The sequence below is a fragment of the Sorangium sp. So ce281 genome (assembly GCF_051527395.1).
GTDB classification, from domain to species: domain Bacteria; phylum Myxococcota_A; class Polyangia; order Polyangiales; family Polyangiaceae; genus Sorangium; species Sorangium cellulosum_B.
On the sequence record NZ_CP150322.1, the window covers coordinates 607,691 to 624,202 of the forward strand.

Sequence of the window (16,512 nt, forward strand, 5' to 3'; positions counted from 1 at the left end):
CCTGAAGAGGACCGCGGGTGCGGGTCCTCGGCCAACGTCGGAGCTCAATGGGTCGCCACGCGGTCCGCTCTGCCCCCACAACCAAGATGTTTTGGGTCCTCATTCCCTGGGGACGCTCGCTCGCCATTCGTGCGTAGCTTCGTGTTCGTTGCTCGGTTCGAGCCGTGCGCCCGCCCCGCACCGCTCGTGTGAGCCGGAGGAAATCGATGCCGTCGGTCGTCCAATCCAACTTCCGCGTCCGTAAGAACCTGGGTCGCGTTCGTCGCATCATCGACGTCCCCAACCTGATCGACATCCAGAAGTCGAGCTACGACAAATTCCTCCAGATGAGCGTTCCGCCGAACGAGCGGGAGGAGGTCGGGCTGCAGGCGGTGTTCCGCTCGGTCTTCCCGATCAAAGACTTCAACGGCACGAGCGAGCTCGTCTTCGTCTCGTACAACCTCGAGCCGCCGAAGTACGACGTCGATGAGTGCCGCCAGCGCGGTATGACCTACTCGGCGCCGATCAAGGTCACGAACCAGCTGATGATCTACGACACCCGCGACGGCGGGGAGCGGATCGTGCGCGACATCAAGGAGCAGGAGGTCTACTTCGGCGAGCTCCCGCTGATGACCGAGACGGGCACGTTCATCATCAACGGCACCGAGCGCGTCGTCGTCAGCCAGCTGCACCGTAGCCCCGGCGTCTTCTTCGATCACGACAAGGGCAAGACGCACTCGAGCGGCAAGCTGCTCTACTCCGCGCGCGTGATCCCGTACCGCGGCTCGTGGCTCGACTTCGAGTTCGACCCGAAGGACATCATCTATGTTCGCATCGATCGCCGGCGGAAGATGCACGCGACGGTGCTCCTGCGCGCGCTCGGGTACTCGACGCAGGACCTGCTGAACTACTTCTACTCGACCGAGACCGTGTACCTCGAGAAGGGTGGAAAGTACGCGAAGAGCATCGAGTACGATCTCCTGGCCGGTCAGCGGACGACGCGCGACATCAAGATCGGCAACGACGTCATCGTCAAGAAGAACACCAAGTTCACCCGTGCCGCCATCCGGAAGATGAAGGAGGCGAAGCTCGAGCGGCTCAGCCTCGAGCCGGAGGAGCTCGTCGGGAAGGTCGCGGCGCACGACATCGTCGACCCGGAGACCGGCGAGGTCGTGGTCGAGGTGAACGAGGAGCTCACCGAGGCGAAGCTCGAGCGGCTGCGCGACGCGAACATCGAGCAGTTCCGCATCCTCTTCATCGACGGCCTGAACGTCGGCTCGTACCTCCGCGACACGCTGCTCACCGACAAGGTGAAGACGATGGAGGACTCGATCCTGGAGATCTACCGGCGGCTGCGGCCGGGCGATCCGCCGACGCTCGAGACCGCCAAGACCCTGTTCCACAACCTGTTCTTCAACGCCGAGCGTTATGACCTGTCGAAGGTCGGCCGGCTGAAGCTGAACTACAAGTTCTACCGGGATGTCCCCGAGGACGAGCGGCCGGGGCTCGATCTCACGGTGCTCACGCCCCAGGACATCCTGGAGACCGTGCGTCACCTGATCGAGCTCAAGAACGGGCGCGGCTCGGTCGACGACATCGATCACCTCGGCAACCGCCGCGTGCGCGCGGTCGGTGAGCTGATGGAGAACCAGTACCGCATCGGCCTCGTCCGCATGGAGCGCGCGATCAAGGAGCGCATGAGCATGTCGCAGGAGATCGACACGCTCATGCCCCACGATCTGATCAACGCGAAGCCGGTCAGCGCGGTCGTGAAGGAGTACTTCGGGAGCTCCCAGCTCTCGCAGTTCATGGACCAGACCAACCCGCTCTCGGAGGTCACCCACAAGCGCCGCCTCTCGGCGCTCGGCCCGGGCGGCCTGACCCGCGAGCGCGCCGGGTTCGAGGTGCGCGACGTCCACGCGACCCACTACGGCCGCATCTGCCCGATCGAGACGCCGGAAGGTCCGAACATCGGCCTCATCGCGTCGCTGTCGACGTTCGCCCGCGTGAACGAGTTCGGGTTCGTCGAGACGCCGTACCGGAAGGTCGAGAACGGCCGGGTGACCGAGGACGTGATCTGGCTCTCCGCGCTCGAAGAGGAGGGCAAGTACATCGCGCAGGCGACCGTGAACCTCGACGAGGGCGGCCGCTTCAAGGAGTCGCTCGTCTCGGCCCGCTACAACGGCGAGTTCAAGATCGTCACGCCCGAGATGGTCGAGCTGATGGACGTCGCGCCGAACCAGATGGTGTCGGTCGCCGCCGCGCTCGTGCCGTTCCTCGAGCACGACGACGCGAACCGCGCGCTCATGGGCGCCAACATGCAGCGTCAGGCCGTGCCCCTCGTCGTGTCGCACGCGCCCCTCGTCGGCACCGGCATGGAGGAGCGGCTCGCCCGCGACTCCGGCGTCTGCGTCATCGCGCGGCGCCCCGGGGTCGTCGAGAGCGTCGACGCGACGCGCATCGTCGTCCGCGCCGAGGGCGAGGGCGCCGAGGTGCCCGATATCTACCACCTCATGAAGTTCCAGCGCTCGAACCAGTCGACCTGCTACACGCAGAAGCCGGTCGTCAGGACGGGCGAGGTGGTGAAGAAGGGCGACGTGCTCGCCGACGGCCCGTCGACGGACATGGGCGAGCTCGCGCTCGGCCAGAACGTGCTCGTCGCGTTCATGCCGTGGCAGGGCTACAACTTCGAGGACTCGATCCTGGTCTCCGAGCGCATCGCGAAGGACGACGTGTTCACCTCGATCCACATCGAGGAGTTCGAGTGCGTCGCCCGCGACACGAAGCTCGGCAAGGAAGAGATCACCCGCGACATCCCGAACGTCGGCGAGGAGGCGCTCAAGGACCTCGACGACTCCGGCATCGTGCGCATCGGGGCCGAGGTGCGGCCGGGCGACATCCTGGTCGGCAAGATCACGCCGAAGGGCGAGACCCAGCTCTCGCCCGAGGAGAAGCTGCTCAGGGCGATCTTCGGCGAGAAGGCCGGAGACGTCCGCGACAGCTCGCTCAAGGTGCCGCCCGGCGTCGGCGGGATCGTCATCAACGCCCGCGTGTTCTCGCGCAAGGGGACCGAGAAGGACGATCGCGCGCGGGACATCGAGGATCAGGAGCGGGCCAGGATCGAGCGGACGCGCGACGAGGAGATCAAGATCCTCCGCGACTCGTTCTTCCGCCGCATCCGCGAGCTCCTCCTCGGCAAGGAGGCGACGGGCAAGCTCGTCGACGACAAGGGCAAGGTGCTCTTCCAGAAGGGCGCCATCATCGACGAGCCCTCGCTCGCCGAGATCCCCCGCAAGTACTGGGGGGAGATCCCCGTCGACGACGCCGAGCGGGTCCAGCAGATCCTGCGCGACCTCGAGGAGCTCGTCCGCACGCGCGAGGAGCACTTCCGCGACAAGATCGATCGCCTCTCCAAGGGCGACGAGCTGCCGCCGGGCGTCATCAAGATGGTGAAGGTCTATATCGCCATCAAGCGCAAGCTCCAGGTCGGCGACAAGATGGCGGGCCGCCACGGCAACAAGGGTGTCATCAGCCGCATCCTCCCCGAGGAGGACATGCCGTATCTGCAGGACGGCAGGCCGGTCGATCTCGTGCTGAACCCGCTCGGCGTGCCGAGCCGCATGAACGTCGGTCAGATCCTCGAGATCCACCTCGGGTGGGGCGCCTTCGAGCTCGGCAACCAGCTGACGCAGATGATCGAGCAGCAGCGGGCGAGCGCCGAGATCAAGGAGCACCTGAAGGCCATCTACGCGGGCGACGAGACGATGAACGGCTTCTTCGACAACCTCGACGACGGCGACGTCAAGCGCTTCGTCAAGACGGTCGATGAGGGCGTGTTCATGGGATCGCCGGTGTTCGACGGCGCGCACGAGTCGGACATCAAGGGCGCCCTCGATCTCGCAGGTCTCCCGACCTCGGGTCAGGCGATCCTCTTCGACGGGCGCACGGGCGACGCCTTCGATCAGAACGTCACGGTGGGCATCATGTACATGCTGAAGCTCCACCACCTGGTCGACGACAAGATCCACGCTCGCTCGATCGGGCCCTACTCGCTCGTCACGCAGCAGCCCCTCGGCGGCAAGGCGCAGTTCGGCGGGCAGCGGCTCGGCGAGATGGAGGTGTGGGCGATGGAGGCCTACGGCGCGGCCTACGCGCTGCAGGAGTTCCTCACCGTGAAGAGCGACGACGTGATGGGCCGCACCCGGATGTACGAGGCCATCGTGAAGGGGGACTACACCCTGGAGGCGGGGCTGCCGGAGAGCTTCAACGTGCTCATCAAGGAGCTCCAGTCGCTGTGCCTGAACGTCGAGCTGGTCGAGACGAGCGCAGGCGTGGAGGCGTCGGCCGCGGAGGAAGAGGAGTGATGCAGTTGGTCACGTCACGAGCGCCGCGCGCCTTCTCGGTGACGGCAGGGGAGGCGCGCCGCGCGGGCGGCGCGCTCCCGAAGGCTCAAACAGTGGGCGCGGACAGGTTCATCGGTTTCGTTTCTGTCTCCGGAGGTCTCCATGCGTGACATCTTCAGCTTCTTCGAGAAGCCCAAGGACCCGCTGTCGTTCAGCGCCATCCGCATCTCGCTCGCGAGCCCGGAGAAGATCCGCGAGTGGTCGCACGGCGAGGTGAAGAAGCCGGAGACCATCAACTACCGGACGTTCAAGCCGGAGCGCGATGGTCTGTTCTGCGCCAAGATCTTCGGGCCTGTGAAGGACTACGAGTGCAACTGCGGCAAGTACAAGCGCATGAAGCACCGTGGCATCGTGTGCGAGAAGTGCGGCGTCGAGGTCATCCAGTCGAAGGTCCGGCGCGAGCGGCTCGGGCACATCTCGCTGGCCACGCCGGTCGCCCACATCTGGTTCCTGAAGAGCCTGCCGTCGCGCATCGGCAACATGCTCGACATCACGCTCAAGGACCTGGAGAAGGTGCTTTATTGCGAGGCGTACATCGTCATCGATCCCAAGGAGACTGGCCTCATGCGGGGCGATCTCCTGAGCGAGGAGCGGTATCTGCAGCTCCTCGACGAGTACGGTGACGACAAGTTCAGCGCCGGCATGGGCGGCGAGGCGATCCTCGAGATGCTCAAGCAGGTCGACGTCCACGGCCTGGCGGAGCTGCTCAGGACGGAGATGCGCGCCGCGACCAGCGAGGCCAAGCGGAAGAAGCTCGCGAAGCGCCTCAAGGTCGTCGAGGCGTTCCGTGAGAGCGGCAACCGGCCCGAGTGGATGATGCTGACCGTGATCCCGGTGCTCCCGCCGGATCTGCGCCCGCTCGTCCCCCTGGACGGCGGCCGCTTCGCGACCAGCGATCTCAACGACCTCTACCGCCGCGTCATCAACCGCAACAACCGCCTGAAGCGGCTCCTCGAGCTGAACGCGCCGGAGATCATCATCCGGAACGAGCGCCGGATGCTGCAGGAGGCGGTCGACGCGCTGTTCGACAACGGCCGCCGCGGCAAGACGATCACCGGCCCGAACAAGCGCCCGCTCAAGTCGCTCTCCGACATGCTGAAGGGCAAGCAGGGCCGGTTCCGCCAGAACCTGCTCGGCAAGCGCGTCGACTACTCGGGCCGCTCCGTCATCGTCGTGGGCCCGACGCTGCGCCTGCACCAGTGCGGCCTGCCCAAGAAGATGGCGCTCGAGCTCTTCAAGCCGTTCATCTACAACAAGCTGGAAGAGCGCGGCTACGTCAACACCATCAAGAGCGCCAAGAAGATGGTGGAGAAGGAGCGCCCGGAGGTCTGGGACATCCTCGAGGAGGTCATCAGCGAGCACCCGGTGCTCCTGAACCGCGCCCCGACGCTCCACCGCCTTGGCATCCAGGCGTTCGAGCCCGTCCTCATCGAGGGCAAGGCGATCCAGCTGCACCCGCTGGTCTGCGCGGCGTTCAACGCCGACTTCGACGGCGACCAGATGGCGGTCCACGTGCCGCTGTCGGTCGAGGCGCAGATGGAGGCGCGCGTGCTCATGATGAGCACGAACAACATCCTCTCGCCCGCGAGCGGCAAGCCGATCATCAACCCGACGCAGGACATCGTGCTCGGGCTCTACTACGCGACCCGCGAGCGGAAGTTCGAGAAGGGGTCGTACCGCGCGGACACCCTCGCCTTCGGCGAGGACGGCGTGGCGCAGGGCTACCTGCGCGGCGTCTACGCCTCCCTCGAGGAGGTGCGGATGGCGTACGACAACGGCGAGGTCGCGCTGCACGCCGGCGTCCGCGTCCGCGTCCCGATCATCGACGACGAGGGCAACCCGCAGCTCGACGAGTTCGGCCACGTGAAGCGCCGCATCGTCGAGACGACGGTGGGCCGCGTCATCATCTCCGAGGTCCTCCCGAAGGGGGTCGCGTTCGAGTACGCGAACAAGACCCTCGACAAGAAGGCGCTCTCGGCGCTCATCGACGTCTGCTACCGCATCCACCGCAACAAGGAGACCGTCCTCCTCGCGGACCGGCTCCGCACGCTCGGCTTCGACCACGCGATGCGGGCGGGTATCTCGATCTGCATGGATCACATGGTGATCCCGCCGGCCAAGAAGGTGCTCCTCGGCGAGGCGCAGAAGGAGGTCGAGCGCGTCGTCGAGCAGTACCAGGAGGGGCTCATCACCGACGGCGAGCGGTACAACAAGATCGTCGATATCTGGGCGAGCATCGCCGACCAGGTCACGACCGAGATGATGGCCGGCATCGGCAAGGAGACGGTCGTCGACCACGAGACGGGCAAGGAGTCGATCGAGCCGAGCTTCAACCCGATCTACATCATGGCCGACTCCGGCGCGCGCGGCTCCACGCAGCAGATCCGGCAGCTGGCCGCGATGCGCGGCCTGATGGCCAAGCCGTCCGGCGAGATCATCGAGACGCCGATCACCGCGAACTTCCGCGAGGGTCTCAGCGTGCTCCAGTACTTCATCTCGACGCACGGCGCCCGGAAGGGGCTCGCCGACACGGCGCTCAAGACGGCGAACTCCGGGTACCTCACCCGGCGGCTCGTCGACGTGGCGCAGGACGCGGTCATCTCCGAGTTCGACTGTGGCACGCTCGACGGCATCCGCGTGGCGAAGCTCGAGGAGGCCGGCGAGGTCATCCAGCCGCTCGGCGACCGCATCCTCGGCCGCGTCGCGCTGGAGGACGTCGTCGATCCGCTCACCGGCGAGGTGCTGATCACGGCGAACACCGAGCTCGACGAGCAGGCGGTGCGGTCCATCGAGGACGCCGGCATCGAGGAGGTCGTCATCCGCTCGGTGCTCACGTGCCAGCTCCGCCGCGGGGTCTGCGCGCTGTGCTACGGGCGTGACCTCGCGCGCGGCTACCGGGTCAACATCGGCGAGGCGGTGGGCATCATCGCCGCCCAGTCGATCGGCGAGCCGGGCACGCAGCTCACGATGCGCACCTTCCACATCGGCGGCACCGCGGCGCGCGGCAAGATCGAGGCGAGCTACCTCGAGGCCCGCACCGAGGGCACCGTCCGCCTCCGCCGCGCGGTCGTCCAGAAGAAGAAGGACGGCACCATGGTGGTCATGAACCGCCACGGCGAGATCGTGGTGGTCGACGAGACGGGGCGCGAGCGCGAGCACAACCGCCTCGTCTACGGCGCCATCCTCAAGAAGGCCGACGGCGAGCGCACCAAGCCCGGCGAGCTGCTCGCCGAGTGGGACCAGTTCGCGACGCCGATCCTCACCGAGGTCTCCGGCGTGGTGAAGTTCGGCGACCTCATCGAGGGCGTCAGCGTGCAGGATCGCCTCGACGAGGTGACGGGCCTCTCGCGAAAGGTCGTCATCGAGTCGAAGGCGGCCGACGTCCGCCCGCGCATCTCGCTGAAGGACCCGGAGTCGGGCAAGACGCTGAAGCTCCCGAACAGCGAGCTCGAGGCGCGCTACCTGCTCCCTGTCGGCGCCCACATCGTCGCGCAGGAGGGGGATCTCATCGAGGCCGGCGAGGTCATCGCCAAGATCCCGCGCGACACGACGAAGGTGCAGGACATCACCGGCGGTCTGCCCCGCGTCGCCGAGCTGTTCGAGGCCCGAAAGCCGAAGGATCACGCGATCATCAGCGAGATCGACGGCGAGGTCACGTTCGGCAAGGACACGAAGGGCAAGCGGAAGGTCATCATCACGCCGTACTCGCCGGACGGGCACGCGCTCGGCGATCAGGCGCGCGAGTACCTGATCCCGAAGGGCAAGCACATCCAGGTGCAGCCGGGTGACCGGGTGCGCGCGGGCGACCCCCTCCAGGACGGCCCGCCGAACCCGCACGACATCCTCCGGGTGAAGGGCGAGAAGGAGCTCTCGGCCTGGCTCGTGAACGAGATCCAGCAGGTGTACCGGCTCCAGGGCGTCGGCATCAACGACAAGCACATCGAGGTCATCGTCCGGCAGATGCTCCGGCGGGTCCGGGTGCGCGAGGTCGGCGACACGAACTTCCTGGTGGACGAGCAGGTCGAGAAGCACATCTTCGAGAAGGAGAACGAGACCGTGCTCGAGCGCGGCGGCAAGCCCGCCATCGCCGAGGCGCTCCTCCTCGGCATCACCAAGGCCAGCCTGTCGACCGAGTCGTTCATCAGCGCCTCGTCGTTCCAGGAGACGACCAAGGTGCTCACCGAGGCCGCGATCAACGGCAAGACGGACGATCTCCGCGGTCTCAAGGAGAACGTCATCATGGGCCGCCTGATCCCGGCCGGGACGGGGCTGCCTGCCTACAAGCGCCTCCAGGTCGTGGTCGAGGGCGAGCCGGTGGCGCAAGCGCCGTACGTCGCCCCCCGGCCGCGTCCCGAGGAGACGCTCACGGCCGTGAACGAGGAGTAGCGGCTTGCAGGCGCGCCCAGGGCGGGATCCAACCCCGACCCCGGGCGCGCCGCCCATCTCGCGAAGCGCGCTCGCGGCGGCTCGGGAGGCGTTTTGCCCTTCGCCCCCGGCTCACCGGGCTGGCGAGCCGCGCCGGACGTGGCGCGCGCGCCTACCCGGAGCCAGTCTTCACTTCCACGTCGCAGCGTATCGGGTCGCGCGGGCATCGCCAGCCAACCGGCGTCGGCTGGAGTGCTCACGGGGCTCGCGCGCCGCGCCGAGCTCTGCTCTCATTCCTCGAGCGCACCCCATGGCTGCATACGCCGCGAGCGGCTGGCCAGCTCTCCCCGCGTGCTCCCGTTCCGCGAGGGTTCTTGGGCGCGCCACCTCCAATTTCTGGGTAGAATCAGGGTTTCGATGGCTTCCGTTCAAGGATTGAACCAGCGGATTGCCGATCGCCTCGTCCTCGAGGGGCGCATCACCCCGGACGATCACCGTCGTGCGGTGGAGTACGCGATGCGTACGCGCGGCCGCATCGAGGACGTCATCATCGAGCTCGACATCGTCAACGAGGCCGAGCTCCTGAAGTTCATCGCGACCGTCCACAACACCCGCTTCGTCTCGACCGAGAAGCTCTCGAAGGCGATCATCGAGCCCCGCGTGCTCGCCAAGGTCTCGGCGATCACCGCGACGTTGCACGGCGTCTTCCCGGTGCTGCTCGACGATCGGAACACGACGCTCTCGGTCGCGACGGCGGATCCCGACAACGACGTCGCGCTGCACGAGATCCGGCTCGCCGCGGGCGTGCGGGACGTACGCGCCATCGTCGCCAGGCCGGCGGCGGTCCGCGCGGCCATCGCGTACCACTACCGGGGCGACACGACCGCGTTCAACTCGCTGCTGCGCCCGGTCAACTCGTTCGACGAGATCCTCTACACCAACAGCAATAACCCGTTCGAGCGCGCGTCGATGACGCACGAGCGCGCCTCGATCACGCACGAGCGCGCGTCGATGACGCACGTGCCGGCGGTGGTCCCGCAGCCGGCGCACGGGCAGACGATGCACGGGCAGACGATGCACGGGCTGCAGGCGCACGCGGCGCCCACGCAGGCGGCGCCGATGCACCCGCAGGCGATGCACGTGCAGCCGGCGCACGCGGCGCCCACGCAGGCGGCGCCGGTGCCTGCGGCGCTCGTCACGGCGCCGCAGGTGCCCGCGGTGATGCGGGCGCCCTCCGCACCGCCCCGCGTGGCCCCGGCCGGGCCCCCGCCCACGCCGGTGCCCCCATCGCCGCCCCCCCAGCAGCACGTCGCTCCCGCGCCGATCTCCGCGCCGGTCGCCGCGGCGCCGCCCCCGCCGCCGCCGCATCCGACGACGACCCACGCGTACGTCGAGACGCTCAACGTCCTCGTGAGCCTGCTCGAGAACGCGCGGCAAGACCTTCGAGGCCACTCCTCCACGGTCGCCCGCATCGTGCGCAAGCTCTGCGAGCGCATCGGCCTGCCGCCGACGACGGTCGCGAGCTACGTGGCCTCGGCCTACCTGCACGACCTCGGCAAGAACGGCCCGTACCACCTCACCGCGCTCAACGTGGCCGAGTACGAGGGGCACCGGCTCGCCGCGACGAAGAGCGTCGATCTTCCGGCGCACCTCATGGAGTCGGTGGGGCTGCCGCAGGAGGTCGTCTCGGCGATCAGCATGATGTACGAGCGCTACGACGGCAGCGGCTTCCCCGATGGCCTGTCCGGCAAGGAGATCCCGCTCGGCGCGCGCATCCTCGCGGTCGCGGACACCTACGCCGATCTCACGCAGAACCCGCGCAACCCGTACCGCAAGGCGCTCCGCCCGCCGGAGGCCTGCGACGTGCTCGCGCAGTACCGCGCCACCATCTTCGATCCGAACATCGTCGATCTCTTCCGCCAGGTCATGACGGGCGACGACATGCGCGCGAAGCTGCTCTCCGATCGGCACCAGGCGCTCATCGTCGACCCGGATCCCGAGGAGACGACGGTGCTCGAGCTGCGCCTGCTCGAGCAGGGCTTCGAGGTCTCGATCGCGCGCAACGTGGCGCAGGCGCGCCGTGAGCTCGAGACGAAGGACATCGAGGTGGTCGTCAGCGAGATCGACCTCGAGGAGCCCGACGCCGGCCTCGCGCTCCGCGCCGACGCGCTGAAGCTCGGCTTCGGCCGCGACAAGACGTGGGTCATCCTCACCGCGAAGACCGACCGGCAGACCGCCCAGCGCGCCTTCGATCTCGGCGTCGACGACTTCGTCTCGAAGCCGGCGTCGACCGACGTCATGGCCGCCAAGCTCCGCCAGCTCATCGAGCGGCGCTCCACGACCGCCGTCCCCCGCGGCGTGTCCGGCTCGCTCGCCGAGATGGGCCTGCCGGACATGATCCAGATCTTCTGGCACGGCCGGAAGACGTGCGCGCTCAAGATCCAGGCGAACTCCATGGCCGGCGAGATCCACTTCGCCGATGGGCAGGTCGTCCATGCGCTCTGGGCCGGCGCGCAGGGCGAGGACGCGTTCTACCGGATGCTCACGCTCCGGGAGGGCGACTTCCGCCTCGACCCGAGCTTCTCGCCCAGCACCCGCAGCATCACCGCGTCACCCGAGGCGCTGCTCCTCGAAGGGATGCGACGCCTCGACGAAGGGACCTTGTCCTAGGCGCGCCGCGCTGGAGGCCCCTTGAAGAGCCCCGTCTGCATCGAGACCCCGCGGCTGCGCCTCTTCATCGCTCCCGTCGAGCTCGCTGGCCGCTACCTCGCCTATTTCGAGCGCAACCGCGACCACCTGGCGCGGTGGGATCCGCCGCGCCCCGAGGGCTTCTACACCGAGGCGTTCTGGCGCGAGCGCCTCCTCCGCGACCACGAGGACTTCGCCGCGGATCGCGCGCTCCGGCTCGCGCTGCAGTGGCGCGGCGCCCCCGGCGGCGAGGTGATCGGGGTCTGCAACTTCACGCAGTTCGTCCGTGGCGCCTTCCAGGCCGCGACCCTCGGCTACTCGCTCGACCAGCGCGCCGTGGGCTCGGGCCTGATGTTCGAGGCGATCGAGGCGGCGATCGCGTACATGTTCGACACGCTCGGCTTCCACCGGGTGATGGCGAACTACCTGCCGCACAACGAGCGCAGCGGCCGGCTGCTCCGGCGCCTCGGCTTCGCCGTCGAGGGGTACGCGCGCGATTACCTGTTCATCGACGGCGCCTGGCGCGATCACGTCCTGACCGCGCTGACCAACCCGAGGTCCACGCCTCCGGGTGGGTCGCGAACGACGGGGGCAGCGCACCCCGTCCGCGGCGCCGGCCCCCGCCACGGTTGATCCGGCCGCTCCTGTGATCGCGCCGCTGCGCGGCGTCCTGGCCGCTCGCCCCTGCCGGGCGGCGACCAGACGGCAACCAGGCGAGAACGCTGAAGATTGCGGCTTCCCGGCCCGCGACCGCCGCGCGCCGCGTCTTGCCCCGCAGCGGGCGCCGCCCTAGCTTGTCCCGAGGCGTGGACCGCGGGTGCGGCCGCGACCCGGAGGCACATGTACGGTCCGCAAGGCAACGGTGGCGGCAGCGCACGCAGGCCAGCGCAGCGCTCGACGAAGGTCACGGTCCCCGAGATCCGCTCGCGCAAAGGGGTCTCGCCGATCGCGATGGTGACGGCCTACGACTTCACGATGGCGCGGCTGCTCGACGAGGGCGGCGCCGATCTGCTGCTCGTCGGCGACTCGCTGGGGATGGTCGTGCAGGGGCACACGACGACGCTCCCCGTGACGGTCGAGGAGATCTGTTACCACGGGCGCGCGGTGGCGCGTGGCGCGCGGCGGGCCCACGTCGTGGGCGACATGCCGTTCATGAGCTTCCAGCTCTCTCCGATGCACGCGCTCGAGAACGCCGGGCGCATGATGAAGGAGGGCAGCTTCGAGAGCATCAAGCTCGAGGGGGGCGAGGAGATCGCCGAGCACGTGCGCCGGATCGTCGCCGCGGGCATCCCGGTGATGGGCCACCTCGGGCTCACGCCGCAGTCGGTGCACGCGATGGGCGGCTTCAAGGTGCAGGGCAAGGGCGACGAGGCGGCCGAGCGCCTCATCGCCGACGCGCGCGTCCTCGACGAGGCGGGCGCCTACGCGATCGTGCTCGAGGCCATCCCGCCGGATCTCGCGCAGGAGGTGACCGCCGCGGTCTCCGTCCCGACGATCGGGATCGGCGCCGGGGCCGGCTGCGACGGGCAGGTGCTCGTCTGTTACGACCTGCTCGGGATGTTCCGCGAGCTGACGCCGAAGTTCGCGAAGCGCTTCGCCGAGGTCGGCGACCAGATCGTGGAGGCGACGCGCGCCTACGTGGACGAGGTGCAGTCGCGCTCGTTCCCCGCTGCAGAGCACAGCTTCAAGCCGAACGGGCCTCGCCGGGCCGCCAGCGTGCCCGCCGCGCCGGCCAAGACCGAGTTCGCGCCGGCCGACGAGATCCCCCCGCACTGGCAGACGCACTGAGCGCGGCAGCGCGGTGCGGCGCGGTCGGTTGACGCGACTCGACGCCGGCTGCTCCGCGCCGGCAGGCACGGGCAAGCGCGCCGGAGGGGGCCAGCCTCAGCTCGCCTGGCCTTCCGCCGGCTCCTGCCGCCCTCCGATGGCGCGCAGCAAGAGCTCGACCGCGAGCAACAGGAGCAGCAGCAGCGCGACGTAGGGCGACCCGTCGATGGATGCGGCCATGCCGCCCAGCTCGGCCGCGCGGGCGCTCTCGGCGACGCGCCGCGGGCGGAGGTCGATCTCGCGCTCCGGGACCGACACGACGCGCGTCGAGCGCTCGCCGTCCAGGGTGAGCTCGTAGAGGCCGGCGAGCGGCGGAGACACGCGCAGGCGCCGCTCGACCTCGGCGACGGGGAGCGCCTCGCGCGACCGCGAGCCCTGCGAGGCCCCGTCGCGGTCGACCCGCACGCGCTCGACCTTGACGTCGTGGTAGCCGTCGAACGTCCACAGCTCGCCCGCGGCGAGGCGCCGCGCGCCGCCGCGGGCGCGCGCGGCGCCGACGAAGCCGTCGAGCAACGACAGGAACGCGGGCCGCAGCGCGACGTCGCTCTCCTCCGTGCTGAGCGGCAGCGTCATGAACAGCACCACGCCGCGCCCGAGCGGGCGGCGCACGAGGAACGGGGCGCCGTCCGCCCACCGGGCGAGCACCTCGGCGCCCTCCGAGGCCTCCGCGCCCAGCGTCGCCCGGCCGCGCGGGGCGACGTCGGCGAGGCCGGGCGCGGACGGGCCGAGCCAGCCCGCCGTCGCCGGATCCACGCCGGGCACCGGGGAGGCCGACCAGCGGACGACGCCCGGGACCAGCGGTTCGAACCCGGCGCCGAGCGGCGCTGCGGCGGCGCGCTGGCCGAGCGTCAGCAGCGCGACGCCGCCGCGCTCGACCCACGCGGCGAGCGAGCGGCGCACCTCCGGCGTGAAGCCGGGCGCATCGTCGATGATGAGCCCCGCGTGCGCGGCCAGCTCGTCCGCGTGCTCCGGAACCGAGGGCAGCGGCCTGATCTGCGCTTCCAGGTCGAGCGCCGAGAGGGCTTGCTCGAGCGGCGGCGGGCCGCCCGTCTCGACGTGCGTGGTCGCGGGGTCGACCACGACCGCGATCGAGAGCGGGCCGCCGGCGGAGATGATCGGGGCGCGATCGTCCTCGGCGATCGCGTCGCCGCCGGTGAGCGCGGCGATCAGGATCTCGGGCGTCCCGGCCGGGAGGTCGATCGAGAGCTCCTCGGCACGCAGGGCCGGATCGAGCGCGACCTTGCCGAGCACGGCGTCGCCGGCGCGCACCTCGAGGGATCGCCCCGCCGCGGCGGAGGCGCCTGTCGCCGAGGCGCCTGCGGCGGCCGAGCCCGCGGCGGGCGGCGCGTCCGCGCCGCCGTCTCGCTGCGCGACGGCGACGTCGGGCCCGCGCGCCGCGGTCGACGCGGCGGTGCAGACGACGCGGACGCGCGCCTTCTGGCCGGCTCGATCGGCGCGCACGATCCCGCAGTCCTGGCCCGTCGCCTCGAGCTCCTGGAGCGGCACCCACGTGGCGATGTCGGGGGTGCCCGAGATGGGCGGGGCGCCGGGCGTGCCGTCCGCCAGGTCGCTGAGGAGCACGATGCGTTTGTCGCTCTGCGGCAGGCCACGGAGCAGATCGCGGGCGAGCGCGAGGGCGCCGTCGATGTCGGTGGCGCGGTCCGACGGCGCTACCGCGGCGAGCGCCTCGCCGACGGCGGCGAGGTTGGTGGTCGACGCGAGGGCGACGCGGGCCGGGGCGCCCGCGAGGACGAGCGCCGCGGCGTCGCCGGGAGCGAGGCCGCCGGCGAGCTCGCGCGCGGCCGTGAGCGCGCGCTCGAACCGCGAGGGCGCGTGCGAGGAATCGTTGATCGACCGCCCGTCGCGCGCGGCGCCCTCGGCGCCGTCCGGGCGCGCCCGCATGCTGAGCGAGTCGTCGACGACGATGGCGAGCGCGACCGACGCGCCGGCCCTGCGGCTGAGCGACAGGTGCGAGCAGCGCAGGAGCGGCGTCGCGCCGAGCACCGCGAGCGCGAGCACCGAGACGGCCCGGGTCGCGAAGAGGGCGCGGTCCTCGAGGAGGCTCCGGCGCCGGGCCGCCGGCGGCGTGGGCGGGACCAGGCGCGCCGGCGGGAACGGCCGCTCCTCGGCGCGGCGACGGCGCAGGAGGTGCGCGGCGACCGGCGCGCCGACGAGCAGCGCGACCAGCAGCGCGCCGAGCGTGACGAAGCTCATCGGCGCACCTCGGCGATCGCCTGCACGAGCGCGCGGACGACGTCGGTCGGAGGATCGGCGCTCGTCGCGCGGAGCAGGCGGCCGCCGCGCGACGCGAGCGCCCGCGACCAGGCCTCGGCCAGGGCGGCGAGGCGCGCCTGGTACTGCGCGCGGACCGCGCCCGCGTCGGCCTCCACGACCGCGCCGCCCTCCAGCGCGCGGAGGCGCACGTTGCCCTCGAAGTCGAGCGTCGCCTCGCTGGGATCGAGGACCTGGAGGGCGATCAGCGTGCGGCCGCCGGTGCTGAGCGACGTGAACGCCGAGAGCGCGCGATCGGCGCCCGACGGGGCCGCGCCGGATTCATGAGCGAGATCGATGAGATCCGAGATGAGCAGGACGACGGCGCCGCGGCGGGCCTTCTTCGCGATGGGCGCGAGCGCGCGCTCGACGGCGCCGGCGTCGCCGCTCCAGTCCTGGGCGGCGGAGGTGGCCTCGAGGGCGCCGACGATCCGCTCGAACGCCTCGCGCCCCGCCATCGCGGGCAGGCCGTGGGTGCCGGCGCCGCCGAGCCAGGCGAGCCCCACCGGGTCGCCGGTGGCGAGCGCGACGCGGGCCATGGCCGCGGCGATGAGCGCCGCGTAGGCCAGCTTGGCGCCGGGCGCGCGCCGGCCGCGGTACGACATCGAGGCGGTCGCGTCGACGCACAGCCACAGGGCGCGATCGGTCTCGGTCTCGAACTCGCGCACCATGAGGCGATCGTGGCGGAGCAGGGCGCGGCGATCGAAGAAGCGGAGATCGTCGCCGGGCACATAGGGCCGCTGGCCGCCGAACTCCACGCCCGCGCCCTTGCGGACGCTCCGGTGCATGCCGGCGTAGACGCCCTCGGCGACGGCGCGCGACTTGAGGCGGAGCGGGGCGAGCCCGCCCCAGTCGATGGGGAACGCGGCGAGCGAGGCGCGGTCGGAGGCGAGCGGCACGGTGTCGCTTCTTAGCCTGGATCCACCGGGCGATCACCTCGCGGCAGCGGCGCGTCGGCGCTGCGGGTGGACGCGCGGCT

7 protein-coding genes are annotated in these 16,512 nt (G+C 70.3%); 5 read left to right on the forward strand and 2 right to left on the reverse strand.

Annotated features, from left to right (window positions below; genetic code table 11):
- Window positions 1–206: 206 nt before the first annotated feature.
- From rpoB to panB, 5 genes are all read left to right on the forward strand, one after another.
- Window positions 207–4,343, forward strand: coding sequence for a DNA-directed RNA polymerase subunit beta (gene rpoB / locus WMF27_RS02235; RefSeq protein WP_437761909.1), 4,137 nt, complete (start codon window positions 207–209; stop codon window positions 4,341–4,343).
- 141 nt (window positions 4,344–4,484) lie between these two features.
- Window positions 4,485–8,768 carry a DNA-directed RNA polymerase subunit beta' gene (gene rpoC, locus WMF27_RS02240; protein WP_437761908.1) on the forward strand — a complete coding sequence of 1,428 codons (4,284 nt, stop codon included), beginning with the start codon at window positions 4,485–4,487 and terminating at the stop codon, window positions 8,766–8,768.
- A 396-nt stretch (window positions 8,769–9,164) separates the two neighbouring features.
- Window positions 9,165–11,417: an HD domain-containing phosphohydrolase gene (locus WMF27_RS02245; RefSeq protein WP_437943740.1), complete on the forward strand. Its 2,253-nt coding sequence runs from the start codon at window positions 9,165–9,167 to the stop codon at window positions 11,415–11,417.
- Window positions 11,418–11,438: 21 nt separating this feature from the next.
- Complete coding sequence (locus WMF27_RS02250; protein ID WP_437761906.1) at window positions 11,439–12,068, forward strand: GNAT family N-acetyltransferase; 630 nt, start codon at window positions 11,439–11,441, stop codon at window positions 12,066–12,068.
- A 207-nt stretch (window positions 12,069–12,275) separates the two neighbouring features.
- On the forward strand, window positions 12,276–13,223 hold the full coding sequence (gene panB, locus WMF27_RS02255) for a 3-methyl-2-oxobutanoate hydroxymethyltransferase (RefSeq protein ID WP_437761905.1): 948 nt from the start codon (window positions 12,276–12,278) through the stop codon (window positions 13,221–13,223).
- 96 nt (window positions 13,224–13,319) lie between these two features.
- Here the strand turns inward: panB and WMF27_RS02260 are convergent, their stop codons facing one another.
- Window positions 13,320–15,476 carry a VWA domain-containing protein gene (locus WMF27_RS02260; protein WP_437761904.1) on the reverse strand — a complete coding sequence of 719 codons (2,157 nt, stop codon included), beginning with the start codon at window positions 15,474–15,476 and terminating at the stop codon, window positions 13,320–13,322.
- Window positions 15,473–16,432 carry a DUF58 domain-containing protein gene (locus WMF27_RS02265; RefSeq protein WP_437761903.1) on the reverse strand — a complete coding sequence of 320 codons (960 nt, stop codon included), beginning with the start codon at window positions 16,430–16,432 and terminating at the stop codon, window positions 15,473–15,475. The genes WMF27_RS02260 and WMF27_RS02265 overlap by 4 nt, the downstream gene beginning before the upstream one ends.
- Between the last annotated feature and the right edge of the window lie 80 nt (window positions 16,433–16,512).

Excerpts from the sequence above, each read along its gene's own strand:
- panB (WP_437761905.1), top strand. The coding sequence starts at position 12,276 with ATGTACGGTCCGCAAGGCAACGGTGGCGGCAGCGCACGCAGGCCAGCG.
- rpoC (WP_437761908.1), top strand. The coding sequence starts at position 4,485 with ATGCGTGACATCTTCAGCTTCTTCGAGAAGCCCAAGGACCCGCTGTCG.
- WMF27_RS02245 (WP_437943740.1), top strand. The coding sequence starts at position 9,165 with ATGGCTTCCGTTCAAGGATTGAACCAGCGGATTGCCGATCGCCTCGTC.
- WMF27_RS02260 (WP_437761904.1), bottom strand. The coding sequence starts at position 15,476 with ATGAGCTTCGTCACGCTCGGCGCGCTGCTGGTCGCGCTGCTCGTCGGC.
- rpoB (WP_437761909.1), top strand. The coding sequence starts at position 207 with ATGCCGTCGGTCGTCCAATCCAACTTCCGCGTCCGTAAGAACCTGGGT.